The 20,540-nt window shown below is 44.3% G+C and carries 20 protein-coding genes, 1 riboswitch and 1 other annotated feature; all 20 genes read left to right on the top strand.

All coding sequences use genetic code 11. The annotated features are described in order from the left end of the window. Positions 1 to 147: 147 nt before the first annotated feature. The 20 genes from B9A22_RS06470 to B9A22_RS06375 all read left to right on the top strand — a co-directional run bounded on the left by B9A22_RS06470 (position 148) and on the right by B9A22_RS06375 (position 20,522). A complete protein-coding gene (locus B9A22_RS06470) occupies positions 148 to 849 on the top strand; it encodes a B3/B4 domain-containing protein (RefSeq protein WP_084574888.1) in 702 nt (233 codons plus the stop codon). A gap of 455 nt (positions 850 to 1,304) precedes the next feature. Then, entirely contained in the window at positions 1,305 to 2,132 is an 828-nt protein-coding gene (locus B9A22_RS06465) for a DeoR/GlpR family DNA-binding transcription regulator (protein WP_217805893.1), read from the top strand. 12 nt (positions 2,133 to 2,144) lie between these two features. Next, entirely contained in the window at positions 2,145 to 3,083 is a 939-nt protein-coding gene (gene pfkB / locus B9A22_RS06460; protein WP_084574886.1) for a 1-phosphofructokinase, read from the top strand. 33 nt (positions 3,084 to 3,116) lie between these two features. After that, a complete protein-coding gene (locus tag B9A22_RS06455) occupies positions 3,117 to 4,490 on the top strand; it encodes a fructose-specific PTS transporter subunit EIIC (RefSeq protein WP_084574885.1) in 1,374 nt (457 codons plus the stop codon). Between the two features lie 148 nt (positions 4,491 to 4,638). Continuing rightward, on the top strand, positions 4,639 to 5,091 hold the full coding sequence (locus B9A22_RS06450; protein ID WP_084574884.1) for a PTS sugar transporter subunit IIA: 453 nt from the start codon (positions 4,639 to 4,641) through the stop codon (positions 5,089 to 5,091). Positions 5,092 to 5,101: 10 nt separating this feature from the next. Further along, entirely contained in the window at positions 5,102 to 5,371 is a 270-nt protein-coding gene (locus tag B9A22_RS06445) for an HPr family phosphocarrier protein (RefSeq protein ID WP_084574883.1), read from the top strand. Positions 5,372 to 5,391: 20 nt separating this feature from the next. Continuing rightward, positions 5,392 to 7,128, top strand: coding sequence for a phosphoenolpyruvate--protein phosphotransferase (ptsP, locus tag B9A22_RS06440; RefSeq protein WP_084574882.1), 1,737 nt, complete (start codon positions 5,392 to 5,394; stop codon positions 7,126 to 7,128). A 389-nt stretch (positions 7,129 to 7,517) separates the two neighbouring features. Next, positions 7,518 to 8,429 carry an arginase gene (rocF, locus tag B9A22_RS06435; protein WP_084574881.1) on the top strand — a complete coding sequence of 304 codons (912 nt, stop codon included), beginning with the start codon at positions 7,518 to 7,520 and terminating at the stop codon, positions 8,427 to 8,429. Positions 8,430 to 8,609: 180 nt separating this feature from the next. Then, positions 8,610 to 8,838: a binding site (T-box leader), on the top strand. Between the two features lie 45 nt (positions 8,839 to 8,883). Next, complete coding sequence (ilvA, locus tag B9A22_RS06430) at positions 8,884 to 10,128, top strand: threonine ammonia-lyase (RefSeq protein ID WP_084574880.1); 1,245 nt, start codon at positions 8,884 to 8,886, stop codon at positions 10,126 to 10,128. A gap of 328 nt (positions 10,129 to 10,456) precedes the next feature. Further along, positions 10,457 to 10,593: riboswitch (cyclic di-AMP (ydaO/yuaA leader) on the top strand. Between the two features lie 71 nt (positions 10,594 to 10,664). Beyond that, positions 10,665 to 11,051, top strand: a complete 387-nt coding sequence (locus B9A22_RS06425; RefSeq protein ID WP_084574879.1) for a Na-translocating system protein MpsC family protein — start codon at positions 10,665 to 10,667, stop codon at positions 11,049 to 11,051. Positions 11,052 to 11,289: 238 nt separating this feature from the next. After that, positions 11,290 to 11,568, top strand: a complete 279-nt coding sequence (locus B9A22_RS06420; RefSeq protein WP_084574878.1) for a helix-turn-helix domain-containing protein — start codon at positions 11,290 to 11,292, stop codon at positions 11,566 to 11,568. A gap of 137 nt (positions 11,569 to 11,705) precedes the next feature. After that, positions 11,706 to 13,397 (top strand): ATP-binding protein, encoded by a 1,692-nt coding sequence (locus B9A22_RS06415; protein ID WP_084574877.1) that lies wholly within the window; start codon positions 11,706 to 11,708, stop codon positions 13,395 to 13,397. 27 nt (positions 13,398 to 13,424) lie between these two features. Further along, positions 13,425 to 14,327 carry a LysR family transcriptional regulator gene (locus B9A22_RS06410; RefSeq protein WP_084574876.1) on the top strand — a complete coding sequence of 301 codons (903 nt, stop codon included), beginning with the start codon at positions 13,425 to 13,427 and terminating at the stop codon, positions 14,325 to 14,327. Then, the gene (pxpB, locus tag B9A22_RS06405; protein WP_217805891.1) at positions 14,324 to 15,082 is read left to right on the top strand and encodes a 5-oxoprolinase subunit PxpB; all 759 of its coding nucleotides are present in this window, start codon (positions 14,324 to 14,326) and stop codon (positions 15,080 to 15,082) included. Before B9A22_RS06410 ends, pxpB (B9A22_RS06405) begins: the two co-directional genes overlap by 4 nt. Next, complete coding sequence (locus B9A22_RS06400) at positions 15,079 to 16,020, top strand: 5-oxoprolinase subunit C family protein (RefSeq protein WP_084574875.1); 942 nt, start codon at positions 15,079 to 15,081, stop codon at positions 16,018 to 16,020. Before pxpB (B9A22_RS06405) ends, B9A22_RS06400 begins: the two co-directional genes overlap by 4 nt. 190 nt (positions 16,021 to 16,210) lie before the next feature. Beyond that, positions 16,211 to 16,972, top strand: coding sequence for a LamB/YcsF family protein (locus tag B9A22_RS06395; protein WP_084574874.1), 762 nt, complete (start codon positions 16,211 to 16,213; stop codon positions 16,970 to 16,972). Positions 16,973 to 17,013: 41 nt separating this feature from the next. After that, entirely contained in the window at positions 17,014 to 17,733 is a 720-nt protein-coding gene (gene pxpB, locus B9A22_RS06390) for a 5-oxoprolinase subunit PxpB (protein WP_139796188.1), read from the top strand. Further along, positions 17,730 to 18,731 carry a 5-oxoprolinase subunit C family protein gene (locus B9A22_RS06385; RefSeq protein WP_084574872.1) on the top strand — a complete coding sequence of 334 codons (1,002 nt, stop codon included), beginning with the start codon at positions 17,730 to 17,732 and terminating at the stop codon, positions 18,729 to 18,731. Before pxpB (B9A22_RS06390) ends, B9A22_RS06385 begins: the two co-directional genes overlap by 4 nt. Before the next feature lie 18 nt (positions 18,732 to 18,749). Beyond that, complete coding sequence (accB, locus tag B9A22_RS06380; RefSeq protein WP_084574871.1) at positions 18,750 to 19,196, top strand: acetyl-CoA carboxylase biotin carboxyl carrier protein; 447 nt, start codon at positions 18,750 to 18,752, stop codon at positions 19,194 to 19,196. A 90-nt stretch (positions 19,197 to 19,286) separates the two neighbouring features. After that, positions 19,287 to 20,522: an NRAMP family divalent metal transporter gene (locus tag B9A22_RS06375; protein ID WP_084574870.1), complete on the top strand. Its 1,236-nt coding sequence runs from the start codon at positions 19,287 to 19,289 to the stop codon at positions 20,520 to 20,522. The last annotated feature ends 18 nt before the right edge of the window (positions 20,523 to 20,540 follow it).

Here is a 20,540-nt window from a genome sequence, read left to right as displayed (position 1 = left end):
TATGCACGCGCTAGCGTGTATGCTTCCGTCTCGCCAGGGAATCGTATTTTAAAGGGGTTGAGATTTCACCGTCATATTGATATAATTCCCTTAATTATACATTATCATGTATAATTAAGGGAGAATAGAACGAAAAGGAGCTGTTTTATGCGATACACTGTAGATACAGCAGTCTTTGCCATTAATTCGAACATTAAGTTTGGCATATTGATAGGCGATAACCTAAAGAACTCGGAGACGACGAAAGATGATGAAGACCGGTTAAGAGCCGCCGAGAGCAAGATGCGTGAAAGAATTCAGGCCGATAATGTGAGAGAACTGCAGAGTGTTTCTTTCTATAGAGAATTCATGACGCAAGCCGGCATTAACCCCAATAAGTTTCCGCCTTCGGTGGAAGCCATGTTCAAGAGGATCGTTAAGGGAGGCCAATTGCCGGTAATTAATGCCCTGGTTGATTTATGCAACGCTGTGTCCATTGAACAAGGTATATCCCTTGGCGCCCATGATTTAGCTGATATCCAGGCAGATCTTGAAGTTCGTCATAGTAAGAGTGGAGATATATTCCTTCCGTTTGGTGCTACGGAATATGAGAAGGTTGATGAAGGCGAACTGATTTTTACCAGCGGAAATGTCGTTCAGACAAGAAAGTGGATTTGGAGACAAAGTGAACTGGGTAAAACAACGATTAACAGTAAAAATATTTTTTTCCAGCTTGTCGGATTTGATGATAAGGAAGACTCTTCTCTTATCAAGGCGATGACCGATATAGAATGCTTAATTGAAAACAGATTTCAAGGAAAATGTAGAAAATATATTGTTGATTGCAATAATACATGTATTAATTTTTAGGCGAGACTGGCAAATCAACTGACTTACTCCTCGCTTTACGAGCATGTTTGAAAACGAAACATGATAATTTGGATTCTATATAGTTAATCAAAACACAGTATGTTTGTGGCAGCATCGGGAAAGATGGCCTCAACCCGTTTAAATGCTTCTGGGCTTGTTATTGTAGCGACAATAGCATAACGGGCCGAAAACTCCTGCTAAATTTTGTTGATTTGGCAGGAGTTTTTCAGTTTATGTAAGTAGAAATCGTGGGCAATTATGTTGCGAAAATAATTCTGCAGAACCGTACCTGTGCAATTCTAATAATTTTCACACTGGTAGAGATAAATGGAAGAACCATATCATTGGTAACGGCGAAAGGTAGAAATGAAGATTGTAATAAAATAATCATAGATCGGATATTGACAGTTGGGAATAATCAGAATATAATCATATACAATAACAAATGATCATAAATGATCATAAATAATCACGGAAGAATCATCGTGTTAAAAAAAAGTGGGGATTTTAAAATGTTATATGAGGAAGAACGCAAGCTTAAGATCGTTGAATATCTACAGGAGCATTTAAGGGCTTCTGTACAAGAACTTGGTAAAATATTTCAAGTCTCGGAATCAACAGTTCGAAGGGATTTGCAGGAGTTAGAGGATGCTAAACTCTTAAAAAGAACCCATGGGGGCGCTGTGTGTCTAGAGAATGTCAATTTTGAACCGACTTTTATAGAAAAAGAAGATAAGTTCCGAAAAGAAAAAGAAAGTATTGCCAGAAAGGCAGCAGAGTTTATTGAGGATGGAGATACCTTAGTAATTGATTCAGGAACTACAACCGCATATTTAGCTAAAGAGATGAAAAAGTTTTCTAACTTAAAGGTTGTAACTAACTCGATTATTTTAGCTCAGGAGCTGCAGGGAAATGAAGGAATAGAGGTTATTATTACCGGTGGAACGCTGCGGCAAAATACCTTGGCGATGGTCGGTCCGATTGCAGAACAAACTCTTAGCAGGCTACGTGTAGACAAGGCGTTCATAGCAACAAACGGACTAGATATGAAAGAAGGGCTGACAACCCCGAATATCGTTGAAGCAGCTACAAAAACCAAGATGATTGATATAGCTAAACAGGTTATTTTATTAGCAGATCATACAAAGATTGGGAAGTTGGCATTTGCTAAGTTTGCTGATGTATCAAGAATTGATACCTGTATCGTTGATGATAAAGTAACACAGAATATGATTAAAGAAATGGAAGAATCAGGAATTAATGTTTATATAGTAACCCCGTAGGAGGAGATTAGTTTGAAACCATATGTAGTTACGGTTACCTTGAATCCTGCAATTGATAAGACCGTGGTTGTTGATAAGCTGGACGTTGGCGGATTGAATCGCGTACAAAGTATGCGAATGGATCCGGGAGGCAAAGGGATTAATGTTGCCAGAGTTTTAAACCAATTTGGCATAGATGTTAATGCTGCAGGGTTGATTGCTGGCTCTCAAGGGCAAAACTTGTTGCAATATCTGGCTCTAGAAGGAATAAATGCCAGTTTTTTGACTGTACCAGGTGAAACACGAACAAATTTGAAAGTGGTTGATAGCTGTTCCAATATTACAACTGAAATCAATGAGGCCGGTTTTGCAGTAGGGAAAGCTGAAATGAATGTTTTTAAGAATCAGCTTTCTGAACTTCTGAATGAAGCGTCCTATTTAGTTTTAAGCGGGAGCTTACCGCCTCAAGTAGCGGGTAGTATTTATCGGGAATTAACGGAAATCGCTAGAAGTAAAGGTGTAAAAACCATACTGGATGCAGATGATGAGGCTCTTTTTGAAGGGATACAGGCAGTGCCTTTTGCAATTAAGCCCAATATACATGAACTGGAAAAATTAGCAGGTCATACATTGACAGGTGATCAGGACATTATTCATGCTGCCCGAGAAATTTTGACAAAAGGAGTTGAGATTATCATTGTTTCCCTGGGGGCTCAAGGTGCCATTGTAATGGACAAAAAGGCAACATATCGAGTAAGGGCTGGCTCTATAGTACCCCGAAGTACAGTTGGGGCAGGGGATTCAATGGTTGCAGTGTTGGTCTATTCTCTGTTAAGTCGGCATTCCTTAGCAGAAACAGCTCAGTGGGTTACTGCCGCAGGAACGGTAACGGCTTCAAAACCGGGCACACAGGTATGTTCCTTGGTAGAAGTCAAACAGTTTTTGAATAATGTGCAAGTCGAAAGAATGTAACTTCAGCAATTACAAAATAAAGGGGGATTTGAGATGAAAAGGATTTTAGCGGTTACAGCTTGTCCGACAGGTATTGCTCATACGTACATGGCTGCTGAGGCTTTGTTGCAAGCGGCCAAAGAAAAAAACGTTGAGATTAAGATTGAAACCCGAGGTGCAGTGGGAATTGAAAATGAATTAACTGCAGGAGACATTTCTGAAGCCCATGTAATTATTATTGCTGCGGCTACAGATGTGGAAGAATCCCGTTTTGCGGGTAAGCCAGTTGTAAAAGTTGCTATTGGGCAAGCCATTAAAGACCCCAAGGGTGTTATTGACGAAGCCTTAAACATGAAGCCTTCTACCCCTGATTTTATTCACCAGGAAGCACAACGCAAAGAAGAAAGAAAAGCTCAAATAACGGGACCATATAAACACCTGATGACTGGTGTGTCATATATGCTGCCCATCGTTGTTGCTGGTGGCTTGCTGATTGCTGTTTCATTCATATTTGGCATCGAAGCCTTCAAACAGCAGGGAACATTGGCGGCGGCACTGATGGATATCGGCGGCGGCGCGGCGTTTGCCCTGATGGTTCCGATCCTTGCTGGCTTTATTGCGTTTTCGATTGCAGAAAAGCCCGGTCTTGCTCCAGGACTCGTTGGTGGGATGCTGGCATCTAAGATTGGAGCAGGCTTTCTGGGGGGGATTATTGCCGGATTCTTGGCAGGTTATGTTGTAAAATGGATGAAAGATAATATTAAGCTGCCGAAAAATTTTGCCGGCTTGGTACCAATATTGATTATACCCTTCTTTGGCAGTGCGATTGTTGGCTTACTAATGATTTATGTGATTGGCAGCCCGGTAAAAGCCATTATGGACGGACTTAGTGGTTGGCTTACCAATCTTGGTACCGGGAATGCAAGTTTGCTGGGCTTGCTTTTAGGGGCAATGATGGCCTTTGATATGGGGGGGCCGGTAAACAAAGCTGCTTATACATTTGCGGTCGGGCTGCTTGGAAGTGGTCTATATGGACCTATCGCTGCTGTTATGGCTGCAGGAATGACACCTCCCCTCGGCTTGTGGTTGGCTACTGTGCTTGCACCGAAAAAGTTTTCCGTTGAAGAAAGAGAGGCTGGCAAGGCAGCGGGAGTTCTTGGCATTTCTTTTATTACAGAAGGGGCCATTCCGTTTGCTGCCTCCGATCCTTTCCGTATCATTCCTTCGATCATGGTCGGCTCTGCAGTTGCCGGTGCATTATCAATGGCGTTAGGGGCTACGTTGAGAGCGCCACACGGCGGAATTTTTGTACTCCTGATTCCAAATGCGGTGGGCAATTTGGCCATGTATGTACTTTCTATACTGGCTGGAACAGTAGTGACGGCATTACTAATCAGTGTAGTAAAAAAGAATAAAATATCTGCTTAAAGGTGAATAAATATAAAGAAAACACGGCTTGCGCTGAGCCTTTGGCGAAAGCGGAAGCCGATGTTACCCTTATCCAGGCGGAAAGTTATACTTTCTAACAGGAGAACAACGCAAGAAGTGATTTTCAAATAGCAGGAGGTGTAATGTTGTGGAGATTTTAAACATTCTTAAAGATGAAACTGTTTTTTTGGAGCTAGATGCGTCAAGCCGGGATGAATGCTTGAGGGTAATGATTGATGGCATGGAAAAGGCTGGCTTCGTGAGCGATAAGGATGCCTACTTGGCTACAGTAAATGAACGAGAGCAAAAAGGGTCAACAGGTATTGGTTTTGGAGTGGCAATTCCTCACGGTAAATCCAGTGGTGTTGCTTCTGCCGGTTTGGCATTTGCTCGATTGGCACAGCCTGTTGAGTGGAATTCCTTAGATGGAAATCCAGTGCAAATTGTATTCCTCATTGGTGTGCCGGAAAAAGATGCCGGCAACGAGCATATGAAAATATTGATTGCTTTATCCAGGAAACTAATCCATGAGGATTTTCGGAAAAAGTTATTGATGATAAATTCATCGGCAGAACTTTATGAAGTTCTGCAATCCTTATAGGAGGCGCAGTATGATGATTTTGGAAGGAATTCTGCAAAATAAGACTGGTTTTCATATTCGCCCAGCTCAATTATTTATGGAAAAGGCGATCGAATTTAAAGCCAACGTTGCGGTTAGAAATGAAGATGGCATGGAGACCGATGGCAAAAGTATTTTGGGGTTAATGACTATGGGCTTTGAATATGGGTCAAAAATTATAATTGAGACCAACGGTGAAGATGAGGAAATGGCGGCAAATGCGTTGCTTGATCTGGTTAACAGTAAATTTGGCGAGGAATAATTTTTGAAAGGTGAAAATCTATGGCTGAAATCAGATTATCTGGCATTGGGGTCTCAGAAGGAATTCGGATTGGGAAAGTAATCCGATATGATCATAGTTTTCATAATCAGCAATTTGGGAATGTTTCGGTAGAGGATGTTGCCAGAGAAATAAAACGGCTAGCAGATGCGAAAGCAATATGCGTTCAAGAAATTAATCAACTTATTGAGCAGGCACAGCAGACGGTTGGTGCTGAAAAAGCAGGTGTTATCCAGGCTCAGAAAAGCTTTTTGCTAGATCCTAGTTTTTGCCCTGAAATGGAAAAACTAATTAGTAAAAAAATGTTTTCAGCCGAAAAAGCAGCTGATCAAATTGTGAAAAAAGTAATGTCAATTTTTGAAAATATGCCAAATGAATATATGCGGGAACGGGCTGCTGACGTAAGAGACGTTGGCAACCGGTTGTTGGCAGCTTTAACTGGTGCCAAAGGCATAAACCTGGGAGATATTCGTGAAGCGGTTATCCTGATTGCAGAAGATCTTGCACCTACCGATACCGTACAGCTTAATAAAAAGTATATACACGCTTTTGTTACGCAAAAAGGCGGTAAAACTTCACACACGGCCATCTTTTCCAAGACTTTGGGCATTCCTGCTGTTATTGGAATTGGTGTGGGGCTTGATCAAATTCAAGACGGTGAAACCATTATCGTTGACGGTACGAGTGGTATTTGTATTGTTAATCCTGAGGAAGATACGATTCGTATTTATTCGGAGAAAATGGCTAAAGAAGTTAACGACGAAAGTGCGTTAGAGGCCTATGCATCCAAGGAAGCTGTTACCAAGGACGGATATCGAGTTGAGATTGGGGCTAATATTGGTACGGCAACAGATGCTCTATATGCTGTGGAACAAGGAGCCGAAGGCATAGGCTTGCTAAGAACCGAGCTTATATATATGTCAGAAGACAGCTTGCCGGACGAAGCAAGGCAATTCAAAGTGTACCGGGATATTGTCGAGGTTATGGGTGATAAGCCGGTAATCATTCGTACTTTAGACATTGGTGGTGACAAAGAACTTTCTTATTTGAAGATCCCTAAAGAAATGAACCCGTTTTTGGGGTATAGAGCCATACGGCTTTGTCTTGATCAGAAGCCACTTTTTGTAACACAATTACGGGCAATTTTGCGGGCTAGCGCCTATGGTAAGGTAAAAGTAATGTTCCCAATGATATCTTGTCTTGAGGAATGGAGAATTGCCAAAGGCATAGTAGAAGAAGTCAAAGAACAGCTTAGAGCGGAAGGAAATTCTTTTGATGAGGGAATCGAAGTAGGTATTATGGTAGAGGTACCGTCTGTTGCCATTTTGGCAAAGCAATTTGCTATAGAGGTCGATTTCTTTAGTATAGGTACGAATGATCTTGTTCAATACACGTTGGCCGTTGATCGAATGAATGAGAAAATTGATTATTTATACGACCATTTTAATCCAGCCATCATCAGTCTTCTCCAAAATGTTGTGACTGCTGCTCATGCTGAAGGGAAATTCGTAGGGATGTGCGGCGGTATGGCCGGGGATCCTAAGGCAGTGCCCTTGCTGTTGGCCTTGGGATTAGATGAATTAAGTATGTCGGCGACAGCGATTAGAAAAGTTAAACATACAATTAACCAGATTGAATTGGAAAAGTGCAGAAGGTTGCTGGAAGATGTCTTGCAAATGAATACTGCCCAAGACATTCGTTTGAAGATGGAATCTTTTTGCAGTGAAAACGGAATTTGATTCAATGATAATTGGCTATTTCTGGTAATGTGATCCGGCGATACCTTACATAAGGTATTGCCGGATTTTCTTGTCCTGTTAGAAAGTATAACTTTCCGTCTGGATAAGGGCAACATCGGCTTCCGCTTTCGCTAAGGCTCGGCGCAAGCCGTGTTTTCTTTATCCCCAGCCTGGGAACCTACTTTTATTTATATATGGCAGAGAAGGAAAACTACATATTCAAAAGTAAATGTCATGTAACTTTGCAATAAAGAGCATAATGATTATGGCACACGCTATTGCTGATAAATAACTAAATGCGCCAAGCATTTTAGTCTTGTCTCTGGAATGTGTGGTATGGTATTATTTTGAGCAAATACATTAAATCATAAATGAAAGGGGCTCCCCCTATGAATTCGATGATCAATAATCGCGTCTCTATTATCGGTGTGCCACTGGATCTCGGAGCCGATCGCCGGGGAGTCGATATGGGGCCGAGCGCTATTCGCTATGCCAAGGTGCGGGAAAAACTACAGGAACTTGGTTACGAGGTGGACGATAGGGGCGATATTTTGCCTACCAGGCCGGATTCCTGCTATGTGGATGGAACGAAACTGAAATATTTGGATGAGATTGAAAGGGTTAACACTGAGCTATGCCATATGGTAGCAGAAGAAATTGGCAAAGGATGTTTTCCTCTGATTCTGGGAGGAGATCACAGCATCGCTATCGGAACCATGTCTGGTGTATTGCAGCATAAAAAGAAGCTGGGAGTGCTCTGGTTTGATGCACATGGCGACATTAATACGGCTGAAACCTCGCCCACAGGTAATATTCATGGCATGCCGGTAGCGGTAAGCTTTGGGATTGGCCACGAACGGCTGACAGGAGTCGGAGGGCGGGGTGTAAAACTTGACCCGGCAAATTTTGTTATGATTGGTATCAGGGATTTGGATCCTGGGGAAAAGGTGCTCCTGAAAGAACTAGGGGTTACCGTATACACCATGCATGAGATTGACATCATGGGCATGGCCAAGGTCATGGAAGAGGCTATCGCTCTTGTATCAGATGGTACAGATGGCGTTCACGTCAGTTTTGATATGGATGTCATGGACCCTTTACATGCGCCTGGGGTTGGAACCCCTGTCTTTGGTGGACTGACATATCGTGAAAGTCATCTAGCCATGGAACTTATCTCAACCGCCAATATTGTTACAAGTGCAGAATTTGTGGAAGTCAACACCGTGCTTGATAAAAGGAATCAGACGGCTAGAGTTGCGGTGGCCCTTATCGGGTCGTTATTAGGTGAAAGAGTTTTGTAGCTGTATGTGAATCAGTGGGTGACTCAAGAGGATAGGTCTGGTGAGTCAGTTGAATGGTAAAATGAACAAAAAACAAGTTATTTGACGCGTTAATTAAGTCATATGACAACCTGAATGATAAAAATACAAACAATTGACATCTCCGAGAAAACAATGGTACAATGTATACAAAGCATAACAATAATGGTAATGATGGAGATAGTAGTCTGAGTGTACGTTTGCAGAGAGTCGGCATTTGGTGAAAGCCGATAACAAGCATTTGGAGGAAAATCACTCCAGAACTGCATTTCTGAAATTTGAGTAAGAGATGCCGGATTAGCCGCGTTAATCGGCTTAGGTTTGATTGAACCGAAGAGTGGCATTGCTATGCAAATAAGGTGGTATCGCGGGTATTTTACTCGTCCTTGATTAGAAATCAAGGACGAGTTTTTATTTTCATTTTAGGGAGGATCTTATGTCTGAATTAAACAAAAGTATTTTTAAATTGCCGAACTCATCAATATCGCTTGAGGATGTTTATTTTGCTGAACAGCAATTGCGTCCTGTTTTACACAAGACAGAGCTGATTGCAAGCCCTGTTTTCAGTAATGAATCAGGAAATCAAGTATTTATCAAGCCGGAAAACCTACAAGTAACAGGTGCATTTAAAATCCGCGGGGCCTACTATAAGATTAGCAAGCTAAGTGAGATGGAGAAGGGAAGAGGGGTTGTTGCCTCTTCAGCCGGTAATCATGCTCAGGGAATAGGCTATGCGTCTAAGCTGCTTGGTGCCAAGTCCACCTTGGTCATGCCAGCCACTACACCGATTATAAAGGTTGAAGCCACCAGAAACTATGGTGCTCACGTTGTTTTGCATGGCGACACCTATGATGATGCCTATAAGAAGGCAAGAGAAATGGAAGAAGAAAACGATTATGTGTTCATTCATCCCTTTGATGATCTGGATGTAATCGTTGGTCAGGGAACATTGGCATTGGAAATTCTTAAGGAGTTTAATGATGTTGATGAAATATTGGTTCCGGTTGGGGGCGGCGGCTTAATCAGCGGACTGGCGTTTGCCGCAAAGATGCTAAAGACAAGTATAAGAATTATCGGGGTGGAGCCTGAGGGCGCATCTTGTATGAAACAGTCGCTGGAAAAGAACCGGATCAGCACGCTGGAAAAGGTAGACACCATGGCAGATGGCGCTGCTGTCAAAAAACCAGGTATCTTAACCTTTGAATTTATCAAACAGTTTGTGGATGATATAGTCACAGTTTCTGATTTCGATATCATTGATGCAATATTACTATTGATGGAAAAACATAAAATGGTTGCTGAGGGTGCAGGGGTACTGTCACTGGCTGGGCTCAAAAAGCTGCAGTCAAAAGACAAGAACATAGTATGTCTGCTTAGTGGCGGTAATATTGATATATCCACTATTTCGGCGATCATAAACAGAGCGCTGGTCGCCAGAGGCAGGCTGTTCTGCTTTACTGTCACTCTGCCAGACAAACCTGGCGAACTGCTGCGTGTTGCTCAAATTCTGGCAGATGTGCATGCCAATGTCATTAAGCTGGACCATAATCATTCTAAGGTCTTGGATCGGTTTAAGCAGGCCCAGCTGGAGGTCACTGTGGAGACAAATGGGCATAGTCATGTTCAGGAAATAGAAACAGCCTTCAGAATGAAGGGGATGGAAATAAGTAAAGTTTATTAGAGCTTGAATACCAGAAGTTGAGCACTGAGGAGGTTGCTGCAGGGGTTTGCCTGGCTTGCCATGTAAAACCGCGCACGGAATGGCAGTCAATAAGTATTATATGGATAGCATGTATATCGAGCCGTGTCACATTTAAAATCTTGAGATTGAATCGGGCGGAGACTTAGTGAGTTGTCTTCGGAAATTCCTAGGAAAGGCAAGAATTACAGAGATAACCTGAGAGATAGATAGGCAATGTGTGCTATTGCCTATCTAATGACTGGGCGTGGCTTGCATTACGATAATTGGCGCTTTCTTTTTATTAATTCTGGGAGTATAGTTAAATAATAAGAATAATAGGCCGAGTTCCATATACGGAAGCGGAGGAACCACTTTTTGGGGTTAATTCTGTCTTAGCAGAAGGGATGTCTTATCTCTTGCCATCCTACCCGTCAGCTAACTTCGTAGGCCAAAGCAAGGGGTCGTAAGACCTGTAGGGTCTTTTTTGTTTTTCCTAAGCCGGCAAGGGTGCTGGCGGGAGGTTTGGGAGGTACGGAATGCTCCAGAAAAAAGCCGTTTTGGAAGCGGCCATCAGTGACGCGTTTATAAAACTCCACCGTAGCCTGGTAGGACGGGGGCCTGTTGAAACCCGGACTTATATTATTGAAGATATGGTACTCATCCGGTTCAAGGGAGTACTCACGGTAGAGGAAACCCATCTGGCCAAGACTGATAAAGGACGGCAGGTGGTAAAAGAAATGCGCCAGATACTGAGAGAAACATTTAGTGATGACGCTGAAGACTTGGTTGCAAAGCTTACAGAATGTAAGGTTGTTAGCAGCCATAGCGACATTAGCACCAAAACCGGAGAACGAGTGGAAATATATATTCTGGCAGACAACCTTGAAAAAAAACTCAGGTGTTTGGAAAAAAAGAGCGGATAATACTATAAGTAGATTCTGCAACAGTTTTTCTTATCTGAGATAAAAAATATCAACCATAGATGCTGGAGGACAGGACACAAGGCGTAGGCTTGGTGTTGGGTAGGCCGGTACGAAGGTATGAGGCAAGGATTTTTTTCTTATGCCTGTAGTTTTGTACCGGCTATTTATTTTGTGAAAATTTAGGTTTTGAGTAATCTAACGAGTCTAATCATTACTCTTATGATAAAGAGGGGAAATTATGATCGGCGAGAAAATTCGTACTTTGCGTGAGCGGTGCGGCATGACCCAGGAACAACTGGCAGAGTCTATCGGCGTATCAACTGGCGCTATTGAACATTATGAGGCCAATCGCTGGCGGCCTGGGCATGGGCTTATTATTAGAATGGCAGAGCTGCTTAAGGTGACAGTGCCGGAGCTGGTAGGAGATTGTATGGCTGTGCAGGATGAGGATGGTACTACTGTCTACATCCAAAACCGTGGCTGTGGACGCTTCTGCGCCGTGGGAAGGACAAAATGAAGATTTTGTTAGAATGTGTAAATTTTAGCAGGACATAGTCTAAGATGCATAGAAAGTACCCATAACTTACTTATCAGGTAGGTTATAGGTGCTTTTTTCTTTTTGGCTGGAGCAGTATAACTGAGGAGGAACATAGAGTGATCGATAAAACAATTAATATTCGAAAATTTACTGTGGCACCTGATATCATTTATTCTCTTATTAAAGCCCAGGCTGGAACACTGGCAAAAAGCGTCGGTGAATGTATTATGAATAGCGTTGATGCCGGTGCAACAGCAATAAATATTGTTGCAACACAAGAAAAGCTCATCATCAGTGACAACGGACGTGGTTTTAGAACACGGGAAGAAATTGAGCAATGCTTTGAGGTATTTGGCTTTGATCACCAAGGCGTTGACAGGACGTTTGGCCAGTTCGGTATTGGCCGGGCGCAGCTCTGGAATTTCTGCTCTACAGTATGGACAACGAATAGCTTCCGGATGGATGTTGATATAAAGAATAAAGGCCTAGATTATGAATTGATTGATGGTCTTCCACAGCAGGTGGGACTTGTAATTGAAGGTAGGTTTTATGAACCGCTAAGTGCTAACGATCTATTTACGTTTGAGCGGGAATGCAAGGAACTTGTCAAATATGTACCTATTCCTGTCATGCTCAACGGAAAGCGCATCAGCAAAGATTCAGCCAAGGAGAAGTGGACTCACGACACTCCTGATGCTTGGATCAAGATACGTGAGACAGGAGATCTCTTTGTCTACAATCTTGGTTTTTTCGTAAGACGCTTTCCTGCGTATCAGATTGGCTGCGGTGGGATTGTTGTTACCAAGCCTGGGGTGAGACTCTCGCTTAATATGGCGCGTAATGACATTCTTATCAGCGAGTGTGAGGTCTGGAAGCAGATTAAGCCTTTTTTGCAGCACGAGGCGGCAGGAAAAAGTCAGCGGGAACGGATGACAACTGCCAAGAGAAATAATATGATTCATCTGTTTCTTGCTGGCGAGCTTGATACTCATACAGTTAAGAATGCCAAGCTTATACAAGATGTTTTAGGTAAATATCATGTCCTCAGTGATATTGCTCCAGCATTGCTGTGGGGCCACAAACCGATATCTGTGGCTGAACCGGGAAACACACTGGCTGAGTATATCCACCGTTCGAAGCGTGGTTTTATCGTTACACCGTCTGTATTAGAGCGTTTTGGCGCTGAAAGTGTAAGGGAGTTTGCGGAACAGATAAAAAGAGGGATGTCTGGTATCTATCCCTGGTATAAAGAAGCCATACCCGCGACTTTTGAAAGCTTCAAGGATATCTGCACTGAGCTTTCCGAATTACGCATGCCAGTGCCGCCTGACGAATGGACCAAGGAAGAGCAGGCAACCATCGCCACTCTAAATCATGTTTCTCGGAATATTCTCAGTGTAATAGACAGCGACAGCAATAGTGGAGGACTGCTTACTCCAAGGCGTATCGACCTGGGTGTGTCTGATACTGCAAAAGCTTGGACCGATGGGAAAAATTATATTACTTTTGACCGCAAGACGATTTCCCTTGCGCAAAAGGGGATTGGCGGCTGGCAGATTATTCTTAACGTACTAATACAGGAATATCTTCATGCTAACTCGCAAGACGGGAAATCCAGTCAAGATGACACCTTCTATCAGCGCTATCATGGCGCAACTGTACATGGATTGGAGAATCATATTGAGCTTTTAGAGAATGCGTTTATAGTATATGTGAACATCTGCCGCAAAAAAGGGGTTACAATAAACCGAAGGACAATTGCAGGGTTTGATTTGCTTGATGGCGTATTAGTTGATTCAGTTGGATAACGCCCAGTTATAGGGAGGGCTGGCTTCTTGGAAATTCGACAATTAAAGACTTTTATCACTATCGTAAAACTGGGTAGTTTTTCACAGACAGCACAGTTTTTGGGCTACACGCAGTCTACTGTCACTACTCATATTCAACTGTTGGAAAAAGAGCTGGACACCGCTCTTTTCGAACGGTTTGGGCATCAGCTAATGCTGACAACTGACGGCGAAAGGCTGTATGATTATGCTGAACAAATTGCTAAACTAGCTGATGATGCAAAAAATGAATTCGACAATTTTCAAGTGCCCCGAGGGCCGATTGTCATTGGTATGCCTGAATCATTATGCGTATATTATCTAACCGATGTATTGAAAGAGTATTCCTCACTGTATCCTGATGTAGGATTGAAGCTGCAGCTTGGTATTGCCAGCGAGTTTCGCACTTTATTACGGAAAAACATGATGGATCTTGCTTTTTGTCTGGAAAAAAACATTCGGGACGCCGATTTGGTGGGACAGTTACTTTGGCCTGAGCCCATCGTCATGGTAGCTTCGCCTAAGCACACGCTCGCTAAACAGAAACAGGTAAAGGTGAAAGATTTGCAGGGACAGACCTTTGTTTTTACTGATTCAGGCAGCAATTACCGGATGGCATTGGAAGAAATATTAATAAAAGCCGATGTCCAGGCAAGAACAGTATTGGAAATAGGCCAAATTCAAACCATTAAGCAGTTTGTCATCAGTAATTTAGGTATAGCTATACTGCCATTGGTGGTGGTTAAAGAAGAAATTGAAGCCGGATTATTGACTGCCTTGCGGTGGCAGGGGGCTGATCTTAAGACAAACGCCTACTTGGTGTATCACAAGGATAAATGGCATTCTCATGCAATAAGGGCTTTTATCAAATTGGTTCAGGAAAGATTACTTAAGCGGGTTGACCCGGAATGAATATGTTACAGGATATCAAATTAATGATTGCCGGTGAATATGGATTGGTAGTCGAACTGGGAGCGGTCATTTCGCCAGAAGTTAATGCGCTTGTGCTGCAACTTACCCGGCTGCTTACTGACAACAACCGCCAAGGCATACTGGAGATTGTACCAACATACCGGTCAGTAGCGGTGTATTTTGACCCGTTAACCCTTACCCGGGAGGAATTGACCAAGCTGATTCGTCAATTCCTTGGGCAGCTTAAGCCGATGGAAACAGAGTGTGTACCAGCCCGTGTTGTTTATGTGCCTGTTTGTTATGGTGGAGTATTAGGGCCAGACTTGGAGTTTGTGGCTAAGTACATCGGTTTGCCAGTTCGTGAGGTAATCGCAGCCCATACTGCAAAACCGTACCTGGTATACATGCTTGGATTTACACCTGGATTTCCTTATCTGGGAGGTCTGCCGGAACAGCTTGTCGTACCACGGCAGGAAACCCCACGCAATCAGGTGCCGGCTGGTTCGGTAGGCATTGGCGGTAACCAAACTGGTTTTTACCCGATTGAGAGTCCAGGTGAGTGGTGGCTAATTGGGCGGACTCCCCTAAAAGCATTTGATCCCAACCGCAGCAATCCGTTTCTTGTTGCTGCCGGTGATTATGTACAATTTGTAGATATTGGAATTGATGAATACTTTACAATCCGCCGGGAAGTGGCGGCAGGCCTCTATACACTCCAAGTTGGTCACTTAGGACAAGGGGGTGAAGGTCACTGATAACTACTCTTCAGCAGGGCTATTTTACTACAATTCAAGATGAAGGGCGGTGGGGGTATCAGGCGTACGGCATGCCTATTGCCGGCGCGATGGATAGATATGCCTACCGAATAGCCAATATACTTGCAGGTAATCAAGAGACTGCCGCGGTCATTGAGATGACGGACTCTGGTGCAGCCTTCAAATTTGACCAAGAACAGTTTGTAGCCGTTTGTGGCGCCGATATGCAGGGGAAGCTCAATGGCAAGCTTATCAGTAACTGGTCGTCTTTTTTTGTTCCCAAACAGGGGGAACTTAGGTTTGATGCTGCGATAAGCGGCTGTCGTACCTATTTGGCTATTCGGGGCGGGATTGAAGTGCCGCCGGTGCTGGGCAGCCGGTCAACATATACGCGGGCGAAAATCGGAGGGTATGAAGGAAGGGCCTTACGCCAGGGGGATGTCTTGTATGTTGGTCAGGACAGTGCTGCCCCCACTGGACCGAGAAGGCTGCAAAGCCAATATATGCCGCAGTATACCCCTGAAGTTAACTTGCGGGTACTTCTTGGTCCGCAGGACAATATGTTTACAGGCAATGCAATCCAAACATTTTTTAATAGTGCCTATACGATTGCCGGTCAAGCTGACCGGGCAGGCTATCCGCTGAAAGGACCCAAGATTCTACCTCTGGGGAAAGAGGCCGATATTGTTTCAGATGCCGTGGGTTTGGGCGCTATTCAAATCGCTTCAAACGGGAGACCGTTTATTGTGACTGCCGATCATCATACTACCCGTGGTTTTGCAAAAATCGGCTATGTAATCCGCGTCGATTTGTCCAAGTTGGCACAAGCGAAGCCTGGTGACAAAATCCGATTTACAGCTGTTGCTGAGCAGGACGCTATCAAAGCTTTGCAATATGAGCAACAAACCTACAACATGATTGCCGCGCACTCAAAATAGGGCAGTTCAAGAAAATTGAACTGCCCTATTTAATTTTTCAATTTTACGCACGCGGTTTACGGTGGTATGATAAAAAACAAGTAAATCAGTAATAATGTAAAGAAGCAAGGGCGCTTCAAACAAATAAATGTTTGTTTGGTGTGTCCTTTTTGTTTTGTATTATATATGAAAGAAAAAGGAGTGAATGAGCATGTACCGGGTTGATTTGAATTGCGATCTGGGAGAAAGTTTTGGCGCCTACAAAATTGGAGTAGACGAAGATATATTGCCATTTGTTACTTCAGCCAATATTGCCTGCGGTTTTCACGCCGGCGATCCGACAGTTATGCGCAAAACGGTTGACCTTGCTCTTAAAAATGGTGTTGCTATCGGGGCGCATCCGGGACTTCCTGATTTGAATGGTTTTGGCCGCCGCGATATGGTGATTTCGCCGCAGGAAGCGTATGACCTGGTTATTTATCAGATTGGCGCGCTAGCCGGGTTTGTCAAAGCGCAAGGTGGCACAATGCAGCATGTAAAGCCGCACGGTGCTCTGTATAATATGGCGGCTAAGAATAAGGGATTGGCTGAAGCCATCGCTGAAGCCATGTATAAAATTGACCCTACGCTAATCTTGTTTGGCCTTTCAGGTGGTGAGCTAGTCAAGGCGGGAGAAAAAATCGGCATTAAAACTGCGCACGAAGTATTTGCTGACCGAACCTACCAACCGGATGGATCATTGACGCCGCGTAGTCAGCCAGACGCGCTGATCGCCGGGCATGAAAAGGCGGTGGCTCAGGTAGTTCGTATGGTCAGAGAAGGCAAAGTAACATCACAGCAGGGAACCGATATTGCGATTCAGGCAGATACTGTCTGCATCCACGGCGACGGCCCTGAGGCATTGGCGTTTGCCCGGCACATCCGGGAAGTCCTTGAAAGGGCAGGCATTTGTGTTCAGTCTATAGGCAAGTAAATCGATAAATGTAGGACAAAATAGTTTTGTATAACGGGGTGATGAATTTGAATCAAACCATGGCTGATTGTCAATCAGCCGCCGTCCTGGTGCCTTTTGGCGAAACGGCCATTATGGTTGAATTCGGGAAAGGCATTCATCCAGAGCTGCACCGGAAGGTAAAAGCGTTAAATGACTATCTTGATCAATATCCCTTTGCGGGAATGGTGGAATATGTTGCAGCGTTTGCCAGTGTTACCGTCTTTTATGATCCTATAAAACTCACTTGTGAAGCAGCGGCTTCACTGCTGCAGGAGATTGTGAATACGCTGGAGCAGCAAGAGGAGGTTAAGCCCAGAATTGTGGAAATTCCCGTCTGTTACGGCGGAGAGTTTGGGCCTGATCTGGAGTTTGTGGCACAGCATAATGGCCGTACGGTAAATGAGGTTATTGAGATTCATGCAGGCGGTCAATATCTTGTTTACATGCTTGGCTTTGCCCCGGGTTTTCCTTATCTGGGAGGCATGTCCGAACGCATTGCCGCCCCGCGCCGTACTTCACCGCGTCCGGCCATCCCGGCAGGAACGGTAGGCATTGCTGGCATGCAGACAGGGGTATATCCCATCACGACGCCAGGTGGTTGGCAGCTTATCGGTCGTACGCCGCTAGACCTGTTTTGTCCCAATGACAACCCGCCAACCCTGCTGCAGTCAGGCGATATGATAAAATTTCGGCCAATTCTTCTAGAAGAATATTGGAAGCTGAAGGGGGCAGGCCAATGAGCATAACAGTTCTTCGCCCCGGGTTGCTCACTACCATTCAGGATTTGGGGAGATATGGCTATCAAAAATACGGGGTCATAGTCAGTGGTGCCATGGATTCCTACTCGCTTAGAGCAGCAAATCTGCTGGTCGGAAATGCTGAGGGGGAGGCAGTGCTAGAAATTACGCTGATAGGTCCTACCCTCAAGCTAGAAGCAGACACCCTGATGTCAATAACCGGTGGGGACTTGTCGCCCACAGTCGATGATAAGCCTGTTCCATTATGGCGGCCGGTATACATACAGAAAGGTAGTGTGCTTAAATTTGGTCGCTGTAAGTCAGGGTGTCGCGCCTATTTATCGGTGGCGGGGGGCTATGGTATCAGTGAAGTGATGGGCAGCAAAAGCACCTATCTGCGGGCTGGTATCGGCGGTTTTCAAGGGCGCCCACTACAGTCTGGTGATGTGCTGGAAACTAACCCACCGCAGGCAGCTTCACTTCAGGTTATCCGGCATCTGACCAAGCAGGCGGACTGCGGCCCGGTTATCTCGACCTCGTGGTATGCAGGTCAAGCACACATTCTGCCAGACACTGAGCCAGTTGTGAGGGTTTTGCGTGGCGGGCAGTTTGACAAGTTTACCGATGAGAGTAAAGCCAAGCTTTGGGATAGCGTATTTCAGGTTACATCACAGTCAGATAGAATGGGGTACCGGTTATCAGGTGCCGCGCTTATGTTAGAAAAACCGTTGGAAATGGTTTCGGAAGCAGTAGCTTTGGGAACCATCCAAGTGCCGCCTGATGGCAATCCCATTGTATTGATGGCCGACCGGCAAACAACAGGGGGATATCCCAAGATTGGACAGGTAGCTCTGGTGGATATTTCTAAGGTTGCCCAGATTAAGCCGGGAGGCAAAGTCAGGTTTGAGGAAATTACTGTTTCCGAGGCCGGGAAGCTACACCTTGAACGAGAACAAAGTATAAAAAAGTTGCAAACAGCCATTGGTTTGAAGCTAAAATAGCCTGTGAGGAGTGAAACAATGCTAAAAGTTGAAGAGATACTGGAAATAATTAAAGCGGTTAATCAGTCAGATATTAACCGCTTTGAGCTAGAACAAGAGGCGACAAGGCTGGTGATTGTAAAGGGCGGTAGCCAGATCCAACTAGCTCAGGCAGAACAGACAGCTGTAGCCGACAGTCTCTGTCAGGGATCTGCTCAAACGACGGTCGCGGCTGTCGAGTATAAGCTGCATACGCTGCCAGCACCTATGATTGGCACTTTCTATGCCGCCCCCGAACCAGGGGCCGAACCTTTCGTCAAGGTGGGGCAGCAAGTACAGACAGGCACCATTGTCTGTGTGCTGGAAGCCATGAAGTTATTTAACGAAATTGAAGCCGGTATCGACGGGGAGATTGCAGAGGTTTTGGTCAAAGACGGACAATTTGTCGAATACGGCCAGCCGCTGTTTGTAATAAAACCCTTATAGATTTTATTCTCGAATTCCTTGCACGTTCTGAGATCTCCGTTCGGGCAGCAGGCGATGAATAAAGAGCAATAATTAAGGAGGAATGTAAAAATGGAACTGGATAAAAACATAACAAACCTAGATAATAAGAAACCTGTAGCAGTAAAGTCGAACTGGAGTTTATTATTAGGTGCGGCCTTTCTGATGGCAACTTCTGCCATTGGCCCTGGATTCTTAACTCAGACCACTGTATTTACTCAAAAGTTGGCGGCAAGCTTTGGGTTTGGTATTTTAGTGTCAATCATTTTGGATATTGGTGCTCAGATGAACGTCTGGAGAATTATTGCCGTCTCCGAGAAACGAGGGCAAGATATTGCCAATATGGTTTTCCCTGGACTGGGTTACTTTGTGGCTTTTCTGATTGTGCTGGGCGGTCTTGCTTTCAATATCGGCAATATTGCGGGAGCTGGACTAGGATTTAACGTTTTATTTGGCGTATCACCGGTAAACGGTGCCATAGTGAGCGCAGTTATTGCCATAGCGATATTTCTCGTTAAAGAAGCGGGGAAAGCAATGGATCGATTTACCCAGATTGCTGGTTTCGGTATGATTGGTCTTACCCTATATGTTGCCATTTCTTCTGCACCGCCTATAGGCCAAGCGGTTGTGAAAAGCTTTATCCCTGATGAGATCGATATGATGGCTATTGTTACCTTGGTTGGCGGTACAGTGGGCGGATATATCACATTTGCTGGCGGACATCGTCTGTTGGATGCAGGGATCCGCGGTATTAATGCTTTGCCGGAAGTAACGAAAAGCTCTGTTTCCGGTATTTTGGTTACAGCAGTTATGCGGGTGATATTATTTTTAGCCGCACTTGGTGTTGTAGCCCAAGGACTGGCTATTGATCCGGCTAACCCGCCTGCGTCGGTATTTAAGCTGGCATCTGGCGATATCGGCTATAAACTGTTTGGCATTGTTATGTGGGCAGCGGCTATTACCTCTGTTATTGGCGCCGCGTATACATCGGTATCTTTCATTCGGTCATTCAGTACAACGATAGACAAGAACAATAAATGGGTAATTATTGGTTTCATTATTGTTTCAACAGCGATATTTGCTTTGGTAGGCAGACCGGTTAAGGTATTAATCCTGGTTGGGGCCCTCAACGGTTTGATTTTACCTATTACACTGGGTACTATTTTGGTTGCTGCTTACAAGAAAAATATTGTTGGAAACTACAAGCATCCGTTATGGATGACGATATTTGGCGGTGTGGTTGTTGTAGTGATGACATATATGGGTGGATATACTCTTATCAATGAGATTCCGAAACTGTTCAAATAGCATAATTTTGACAGCAAA

Origin of the sequence: Sporomusa malonica, from assembly GCF_900176355.1 — a bacterium.
Lineage (GTDB): Bacteria > Bacillota > Negativicutes > Sporomusales > Sporomusaceae > Sporomusa > Sporomusa malonica.
The sequence above is the reverse complement of the archived record's forward strand: the minus strand, read 5'-3'. Positions and strand labels throughout refer to the sequence as shown.